The organism is Peptostreptococcaceae bacterium (assembly GCA_016649995.1).
In the GTDB taxonomy this organism is placed as follows: domain Bacteria; phylum Bacillota; class Clostridia; order Peptostreptococcales; family BM714; genus BM714.
This window is the reverse complement of sequence record JAENWJ010000020.1, coordinates 18,712-27,808: the sequence shown is the minus strand read 5'-3', so window position 1 is coordinate 27,808 and position 9,097 is coordinate 18,712. Positions and strand designations below refer to the sequence as shown.

The window sequence follows — 9,097 nt, the reverse complement described above, 5'->3', positions numbered from 1 at the left end:
TGTCCATATTTGTAATGAATCTATTCAAGATTCATTCACGCATTTTTTTATGTTTTGTTTGGGAGTTATTATTTGGGCGTAAATTTTCATTATCGATAGTCCCACAATAATTATCGTAAATTAATCAGTAGACACTAAATAGATGAGTATTAATGTTAGCCACAACTCGTTTTTCAAAGAATGACTTGTGGCTTTTTCAATGCATTTGATTTGACTAATAATAATCTGACTTCCTCCAATACCATTAATCAAAAAGATACCTCTTTATACAAAGAAGTATTTATGATAAAACTATTTTAATATGAGTAGCCCTCAATAATTACATTAGAAAGTGAGAACTACCCCAACAATGACAAGTAATAAGAAGGCTGAATCATTTAATCTTTATCTTTTATTTTGTAACTAAATGTCCTTGATTGAGAAGATTTCATTTGCCAACGCTACTTAAGATACTCATTCATTCTAGTAAATATCCTACTTTCGCCTAATGTTCTGATATTGAAAATAAAGTCTCCCCCTGTCCAAGTAAATGTCAATTGATCTCCATCTAATACCATATCCATTTCTGTATTGAGAATACCTTCACTGGAATCAACTGAGTAAACTGCATTGGTCCCATCGATAATTAATGCCCCTCCAATAGGTCCCATTACATCTGCACCTGGATAATAACTTTCAATCATCATGAAGTAACCAGCTTCAGAGTTTGTTTCAGCAGAGCCTTGACTAATGGTCACTGTATAATTATCTCCACCCTCACCTTCTAAAATCCATTGACCCAAATATCCTTCCGATTCATTCATAGCAGAAATTGGATTATACACTTTTCGCTGTAATTTTCTATAGAAACTACTTGCACATTTTAAGATTTTATATCATAATATAGTAGTTGGCTACGGGGTGTGGCTCAGTTTGGTAGAGCGCTTGGCTGGGGGCCAAGAGGTCGCAGGTTCAAGTCCTGTCACTCCGACCATAACGGATATGGTAATTGATGCAATTGTGTCAATTGCCGTATCGTTTTTTTATGCCCGGAAAAACTGTAATGCAAGGTTTTCGGCTCCACAGATGAATCCGCATGCATCAGATGCAGGAGCAAGCAAATTCATGTTATGATACGAATGACCATATGCGTTTGTATAATAAAATCCGGCAACTCTATCGCAGGTTAAGGATGTGAAGCAACTTGCTATCATTTGATTTTACAATTTTGAATTTTATATATGACAATTGCCGCAATGATTTTTTGGATGTGCTAATGCCAACTATTTCAAAGCTTGGCGATGCGGGTATAGTTTGGATCATACTAACTATTACCCTACTGATTAGCCGCAAATATAGAAGGGCCGGTTTTGCCCTGCTGTTTGCCCTGATTTTGGATGTAACTGTCTGCAATATAATTTTGAAGCCCCTTGTTGCTCGGGTTCGTCCCTGTGACGTGAACACAACAGTACAGCTTCTTATCGCTCGCCCCACCGATTATTCTTTTCCATCCGGTCATACGGCTGCATCCTTCGCTGCGGTATCCTCACTGTATTTAAGTCAACAGTGGTTATGGAAGCCGGCACTTGTTCTTGCGATACTAATTTCGTTTTCAAGGCTATATCTTTATGTACATTACCCTACTGACATATTTGCGGGTATTATGCTCGGAATCATTGTGGGATATCTAGGCTACAAGCTCGTCGTGTTTAGCAAGAGTCTTTGTAACAAACGCAAGCAAGGGGATAGGTAGAATACCCCTGCACAATAATGTTCCGGCATAGGATTGTGGTTTTCAGATTATTTTGAATTATTTTCAAATTTCCCTTGCATATCAATAATTCTTCTGTTATACTTCTCATTAATATACAAAACGTTGATGGAGACAAAACTCTTTACAAAGCATTATCAGAGAGTCGGGAATGGTGAAAACCGACAATGCTAAAGAGCAATGATCACTCCGGAGTTTTGCAGGCGAAACAAGTAACTTGCAACGATTGGCCTCGTTATCGGCCTAGGTTTGCTAGAACCGACAGAGAGGCACATTAGTGCAATTAAGGTGGTACCGCGGAAAATCCGTCCTTGAAGTTTACTTCAAGGACGTTTTATTTTTTTGAAAGGAGGCAAAGGTCATGAAAGAAAAGAAAACTTTGACAAAGCAGGAATTGGATATGCTCAAGGGCTTCGACCCGAATGTTAACCATTTCGGCGCAGGCAGATTCTCTGAATAACAATATAGGGGAGGGTTATATGGAAGAAGACATTGACCTTATAATTAACACTTAAAAAGATCTGTTGCAAATGCAATGGGTCTTTTTATGTGTTAATTACTCGTTTCTTGAAAATATGCAAAAAACTTTTCTATAAATATGCAAAAACCTTTGACAATGTATATTCCTTAATGTAAAATAACACTTAAATAATTAAATATTACACTTATCCTGAGTGGTCGAGGGACTGGCCCTATGACGCCCGGCAACCAGTACATTATGTACATGGTGCTAAATCCAGCGGTATTTACCGGCAGATAAGAACTATTGGGGACAAACTTCTTTCTGTTGAAAGAGGTTTTTTTTATTTCCAGATGAAAAAGAGAGGAGTTTCAAATGTCTAACAAAAAATCGTATGAAGAAATTAACAAAAAAATCAAAGAGGGAAAGGCTGTCATTGTAAGCGCTGATGAAGTCCTTGATATAATAGCCGAAAAGGGAATCACCGAAGCGGCAAAGTATGTCGACGTTGTAACAACAGCCACCTTCGGTCCAATGTGCTCGACAGGCGCTTTTCTAAACTTCGGTCACGCTGACCCACCCATTCGAATGACTAGTGTCACTTTGAATGACGTGCCTGCATACGCCGGTTTGGCAGCTGTGGATGCCTATATCGGAGCAACGGAAACTTCAATATCTAAAGGTATTCACTACGGCGGCGCCCATGTCATCTGCGATCTTATTGACCGTAAAGAGGTTCGCCTCCAGGCCTCATCACCTGGGACGGATTGTTATCCTCGAAAAAGCATCGACACATGCATTACCTTGGACGACATCAATGAAGCTTATTTGTATAATCCGAGAAATGCCTATCAAAATTACAGCGCGGCTATAAATACCTCAGACCTGCCGCTTCACACCTATATGGGCATTTTAAAATCGAATATGGGCAACGTCCACTACTGCACCTCCGGCCAGTTGAGTCCCCTAATAAACGATCCCTATTACAGGACCATAGGCATCGGCACCAAGATTTTCCTTGCAGGTGCACAAGGCTTTGTTTCCTGGATGGGAACCCAATTTTGTTCCGGTCGAAGCAGACGAGAAAACGGTTTGCCCGACGCACCTGGGGGCACTCTAGCGGTCTCAGGCGATTTAAGATCCATGTCGACCGAATTTATTCAGCCTGCCGTATTCGAAGATTATGGCATTTCCATGTTCGTGGGCATCGGTATTCCAATTCCGATTCTTGACGCCGAGATGATGTCAAACGTTTCCATCACTGACAGGGACATATTCACCAACATCGAAGATTACAGCGTAAAGCGACGCGATAAACCTAGCCTTGGCACAGTCAGCTATGAAGAACTAAGAAGCGGTTTTGTAGAGATTCAGGGGAAGAAAATTCCGACAGCCCCCATCACAAGCCTGCATAAATCCAGACAAATCGCCGAACTGCTAAAACAGCAAATCAAAAACGGCGATTTTGAAATAACAAAACCTGTGGCGCAATTTCCGTTGACAAACACTCTGAACACTTTGGAAATAAAAAGAAAAGGGGATGCTTAAAATGAAAGAAAAATGGTTTTTAACATTCCCCCCCGAATTGACCGAGGAACCTGTCACATATACCCTCATCAAGAATTATGATTTAAGAATCAATATTCTCAGGGCGTCTATAGGTTTAAACGTAACGGGAAATCTACTCATTCTCATCGACGGAACCCCTAATGCAATATCCGAAGCCTTGACCTGGCTAAAAACTACCGGCATAAATGTCGACTCGGGAGATTCCCAAATTATTTGGAATGATGAACTTTGCGTTCATTGCGGCGCATGCACCGCAGTATGTCCAGCAAAAGCTCTGTCACTAGACCCGAAAACTTGGCTTTTAAGCTTTTCCCCCGAAAAGTGTCTGGCATGCGGACACTGCATCCCTGCTTGTCCTCTTGGAGCAATTACAAATCAAAAGAGGCGAGAGAATGTATGAGGAAAGAACTTATAGGCGAATGATGCAATCCGAAGGACTAAAAAATTTCACTGTTGTGGAAGGAGAATCGGACCTGCATGTTTCTGCCAATCGAAATCTTGAAAAAATCACCCGATCCACTCTTATAAATACGCGCAGGCAACTTTTGGAATATATAAAGCTACATCCCGATTTCCACCACAGTCTCGTGCCGATTAATGTCGATGCCATGGCTCCCCCTATCATTCATAGGATGGCAAAGGCCGCGAAAATCGCCAATGTAGGCCCAATGGCAGCCGTAGCAGGCGCGGTGGCTGAGTCTGTGGGAATTTCTTTGCTTCCATATTCAAAAGAAATCTTGGTGGAAAACGGAGGAGATTTGTTTATTAAAAGCGAAAGGACAAAAAAAGTGCTGATTCACGCCGGAGACTCTCCCTTTTCCGAAAAGCTGGCTCTTTCTATTAAACCTTCGAGTTTCCCATTGGGAATCTGCACTTCATCCGGCAAAATCGGACACTCTCTAAGTTTCGGCAATGCCGACGGGGTCGTTGCTATTTCTCAAAACATATGCCTTGCAGATGCAGCCGCCACGGCAATTGCAAATCGAGTGAAAACCAGTGACGACATAAAAAACGCCCTTTCATGGGGCAAAGCTCTTCCGGGCATATGCGGACTGCTAATTATCATTGACAATCAACTGGGTACATGGGGCGATCTCGTTTTGACTCGCCCCTGACGACAAAGGAGCATATCATGAAAATAAAAGACCTGTATATACAGAAGAAACCTGTTATTTCTTTTGAGATATTTCCACCTAAGAAAAACACGCCTATAGATACGGTCTATGATACAATTGAGGCGTTGAAAGACCTAAAGCCCGACTTTATAAGCGTAACCTACGGAGCCGGAGGCAGCACTGCAAGAACTACTTTAGAACTGGCCTCAACCATACGAAACAAATACAAAGTGGAAACTTTAGCCCATTTAACATGCGCCACATCGACAAAAAATGAAATAACCGATGTATTGAAGAATCTAAGCAAAAACGGCATTCAAAACATTCTCGCGCTCAGAGGCGACTTGCCGAGTGACAAGAATTTCAACTTCCCGAATCCCCTTCACTACAACCATGCCTCGGATTTAGTAACGCATATTCGCAATCATGGTGATTTCTGTGTAGGTGGAGCTGTCTATCCGGAAGGCCACACCGAATGTGAAAATATAGAAACTGACCTTGCTCATGTAAAAAGGAAGGTTGATTCCGGTACCGACTTTTTAATCAGCCAGCTCTTTTTTGACAATGAACTTTTTTATGATTTTCTAAACAAGGCCAGGCAGACAGGCATAGATGTTCCAATTTCAGCAGGAATACTCCCAGTTCTAAGCAAAGGCCAAATGGATCATATTATCAAACTCAGCGGATGCAATCTTCCACCCAAATTCACAAGAATTCTGGACAAGTATGAAGGCAATCCCGAAGCCCTAAAAGAGGCCGGGACCGCCTACGCAATCGAACAAATCATCGATTTGCTTTCATGGGGTGTAGACGGAATCCATTTGTACACAATGAATAAACCAAAAACGACACGTAAAATCATCGACAGCATCTCATCTATCAGGGATGCCTTAACCAAGGAGATTGCATGAATATCGACAAGCAAGAAATTAGAAGGTATCTCGGATATGGCAAGAAAATAGCCGATACTCAAACAGAAACCCTTATCGACCTTTGCCTTTTAAAATTCAAAAAACAAATAATGCCATTGCACGTTCATAGAACTTTCCCCCTACATTTAGAGAGGTCATCCGTAATAGTCAAAGCTGAAAATTTTGCACTTGAAGGCGAATCCATCAGAAATCATTTGGCCGATTCCAAATATTGCGTGATAATGGCCGCCACCCTGGGTCCTAAAATGGATAAATTAATCAGATACATAGGACGCACAGATTTGTCTGAAGCATTGGTCATGGATGCGGTGGCTACAACTGCTATTGAATCTTTCTGTGACGAAATAGAAAACTCCATAAGGCTGGATGCGGGGAAAAACAATTTGTTTGCAACCCATAGGTTTAGTCCCGGTTATGGAGACTTTCCTCTGACAATCCAGTCTTCACTTTTGCGGGTTCTCGATGCGCAGCGGAGTATCGGCCTTGCAACCACAGAAAATATGATACTGATTCCCCGCAAATCCGTAACTGCCATAATCGGACTTCAGGAAAAGCCTGCCGATGAGAAAATCCGTAATTGCAATGACTGCATGCCCGGACTTTCATGCCCATTCAAAAAGGAGGAAACACAAATTGAACACTCTTGAACTCCAAAACAAACTTGGAAAGGAATTCGTTTTCTTCGACGGAGCAATGGGCACAATGCTTCAAAAATCCGGTCTACCAGTAGGCGGACTACCCGAGGAATACAATTTCCTTCACCCGGAAATTATAGAAGACATACATCGGCAATACGCGGAAGCCGGAGCTGACATCATAACAACCAACACCTTCGGAGCCAACGAATTGAAGCTTGCCGAATCCAATTATTCAGTGGAGGAAATTATTCATCAAGCCATTGCTCTGGCTAAAAACAAATCCAACGGAAGCCTAGTAGCTTTAGATATCGGTCCTATCGGGCAGCTTCTCGAACCAATCGGCGATTTAAGTTTCGAAAGAGCCTACGATATCTTCAAGCGTCAAGTCCTTGCCGGGGTTTCCGGCGGCGCAGACCTGATACTCATCGAAACCGTCTCAGATCTTCATGAACTTAAGGCCGCAGTATTGGCCGCGCGCGAAAACTCAAATCTCCCAATTTTCGCGACAATGACATTTCAGCGTGACGGGAGAACCTTGACAGGAACCGATCCTTCTACAATGGCTCATGTAATAGGACGCCTTGGAGTTGCGGCTCTCGGAGTCAATTGTTCCCTGGGACCTTCGGAACTAAAACCCATCATAGAAGCCATGAGCAAAGCTACCGATGTGCCTATAATGGTCCAGCCGAATGCAGGACTCCCGAAGTTCCATAACGGAGTCACCTCTTTCGATATATCGGCGGATGATTTCGCCGAAGAAATGGCTTCTCTTGTAGCCGCCGGAGCTTCGGTATTAGGTGGTTGTTGCGGCTCTACACCTGAATTCATAATAAAAATGCAAAAGAAAGTCGCTACTCTTCGCCCTGTTTCCATAAAAGCGGAGAAAGCAACTGTTGTTTGTTCTTCAACTAAAACCGTTCAAATAGGCGAAGATCCCGTTCTTATAGGCGAAAGAATAAATCCCACAGGCAAGAAACTTTTCAAGGAAGCCCTAAAAAGAGGCGATTTCGACTATGTTGTGACAGAAGCGATTCTGCAAAAAGAGGCCGGTGCAGCCATTTTGGATGTCAACGTAGGCATACGCGAAATAGACGAGCGCGAAGCAATGATCAAGGCCATAAAGGAAATCCAAGACGTATTGGATACCCCTCTTCAAATAGACAGCACAAAGCCTGCGGTACTCGAGGCGGCTCTACGCATCTGCAATGGAAAACCCATTATCAACTCCGTAAGCGGAGAGGAAAATAGTCTGCGCACCATACTCCCACTAGCCAAGAAATACGGAGCATGCATATTGGGCCTGACTCTTGATGAAAAAGGAATCCCTAAAACGGCTGAAGATCGTATAAAAGTAGCCGATAAAATCATTCGTAGGGCTTTAAAAGCAGGTATCCCGAGAGAGGATATTCTCATAGACTGTTTGGTGCTCACAGCCTCGGCCCAGCAAAAGGAAGTTATTGAAACAATAAAAGCCGTCACAGAAATAAAGCGGCTTTTCGGTGTAAAAACAGTTTTGGGAATAAGCAATGTCTCCTTCGGACTGCCGGGAAGAGACCTTATAAACAGTACATTTTTGGCTATGGCTCTTTCAGCCGGACTTGATGCGCCCATAGTAGATCCATTATCGCCGGGTATTCAAAATATCGTAAAAACATATAGAGTACTCTCCGGTAAAGATGAAAATGCACGCGACTATCTGGCTTCCTTCACCGATGAGCCATCAATAGCACCTTCATCATCAGACATCTCCCAAAAATCGCTTAAGCAAATCATCTTGGAGGGCCATAAAGGCGCAGTCAAGGAAAAAACACTTGAAATGCTTCAAACTGTCGATGCAATGGAAATCGTCAATGACCATTTGATTCCGGCGCTTGACTATGTCGGTGAACAGTATGAAAAGCGGATTCTTTTTCTGCCCCAGCTGATTCGTTCGGCCGAAACCGTGAAGAGTTCTTTCGAGATTCTGCAAGAGCATCTATCAAAAGATGGTCGGCCTCGGTTAACCAAGGGACGCATTATTCTTGCCACAGTGAAGGGTGATGTGCATGATATCGGAAAAAATATTGTGAAGACGCTTCTTCAAAACTACGGCTTCGAAATACTCGATTTAGGAAAGAATATAACCCCGGAAGCAATTGTAGAAGAAGCCATAAAAAACGATATTAAATTAGTTGGACTCAGCGCCCTTATGACTACAACTGTAGATACGATGGCCGAAACCATCAAATTGCTTAATGAAAAACATCCATCCTGCCATACCTTCGTGGGCGGAGCCGTTCTAAGTCCGGAATTGTCCAGACAAATCGACGCCGACTATTATGGTAAGGATGCCCGTGCCGCAGTTTCAATCGCGCAAGATTTTTTTAAATAAGAATTGACTTAAACGTATTCCCGATATAGAATAGTAACAATATATTCGGAGGAATTTTTATGAAATACTTAAATGCGAACACAACTTCACAATTCAATACTTTCTTTTTTAGCTGGGGCTTTATATTTAGCGCCGGTTTCTTGACATGCAAATCGAAGTCATAAAAAAGAAAGAGTGAACCTTCCACATCAACAGCAATGGTTGCCGAGAAGACTCTTTTGAGTCTTCTTTTTTTTATTTGCCATAACCCCAAAATAGTAAA

General features: G+C 42.3%; 8 protein-coding genes, 1 tRNA gene, 1 riboswitch and 1 other annotated feature. Of the genes, 8 read left to right on the top strand and 1 reads right to left on the bottom strand.

The genetic code is table 11. The features are described from left to right. Positions 1-440: 440 nt before the first annotated feature. Positions 441-782, bottom strand: coding sequence for a hypothetical protein (locus JJE29_05285; protein ID MBK5252028.1), 342 nt, complete (start codon positions 780-782; stop codon positions 441-443). Between the two features lie 114 nt (positions 783-896). On the opposite strand from JJE29_05285, the gene JJE29_05280 reads away from it, so the two are divergent. From JJE29_05280 to JJE29_05245, 8 genes are all read left to right on the top strand, one after another. Beyond that, positions 897-973 (top strand) — tRNA-Pro (locus tag JJE29_05280). A gap of 282 nt (positions 974-1,255) precedes the next feature. Beyond that, entirely contained in the window at positions 1,256-1,732 is a 477-nt protein-coding gene (locus JJE29_05275) for a phosphatase PAP2 family protein (GenBank protein ID MBK5252027.1), read from the top strand. A gap of 114 nt (positions 1,733-1,846) precedes the next feature. Continuing rightward, positions 1,847-2,066: a binding site (T-box leader), on the top strand. A 346-nt stretch (positions 2,067-2,412) separates the two neighbouring features. Further along, a riboswitch (SAM riboswitch) is annotated at positions 2,413-2,513 on the top strand. A 72-nt stretch (positions 2,514-2,585) separates the two neighbouring features. Continuing rightward, positions 2,586-3,758, top strand: coding sequence for a homocysteine biosynthesis protein (locus JJE29_05270; GenBank protein ID MBK5252026.1), 1,173 nt, complete (start codon positions 2,586-2,588; stop codon positions 3,756-3,758). A gap of 1 nt (position 3,759) precedes the next feature. Next, positions 3,760-4,179, top strand: a complete 420-nt coding sequence (locus JJE29_05265; GenBank protein MBK5252025.1) for a 4Fe-4S binding protein — start codon at positions 3,760-3,762, stop codon at positions 4,177-4,179. Then, positions 4,172-4,894, top strand: a complete 723-nt coding sequence (locus JJE29_05260; protein MBK5252024.1) for a UPF0280 family protein — start codon at positions 4,172-4,174, stop codon at positions 4,892-4,894. Before JJE29_05265 ends, JJE29_05260 begins: the two co-directional genes overlap by 8 nt. 17 nt (positions 4,895-4,911) lie before the next feature. After that, positions 4,912-5,805, top strand: coding sequence for a methylenetetrahydrofolate reductase [NAD(P)H] (metF, locus tag JJE29_05255; protein MBK5252023.1), 894 nt, complete (start codon positions 4,912-4,914; stop codon positions 5,803-5,805). Next, positions 5,802-6,473 carry a methionine synthase gene (locus tag JJE29_05250; GenBank protein ID MBK5252022.1) on the top strand — a complete coding sequence of 224 codons (672 nt, stop codon included), beginning with the start codon at positions 5,802-5,804 and terminating at the stop codon, positions 6,471-6,473. The genes metF and JJE29_05250 overlap by 4 nt, the downstream gene beginning before the upstream one ends. Then, positions 6,409-8,835, top strand: coding sequence for a homocysteine S-methyltransferase family protein (locus tag JJE29_05245; GenBank protein ID MBK5252021.1), 2,427 nt, complete (start codon positions 6,409-6,411; stop codon positions 8,833-8,835). Before JJE29_05250 ends, JJE29_05245 begins: the two co-directional genes overlap by 65 nt. Positions 8,836-9,097: the final 262 nt, after the last annotated feature.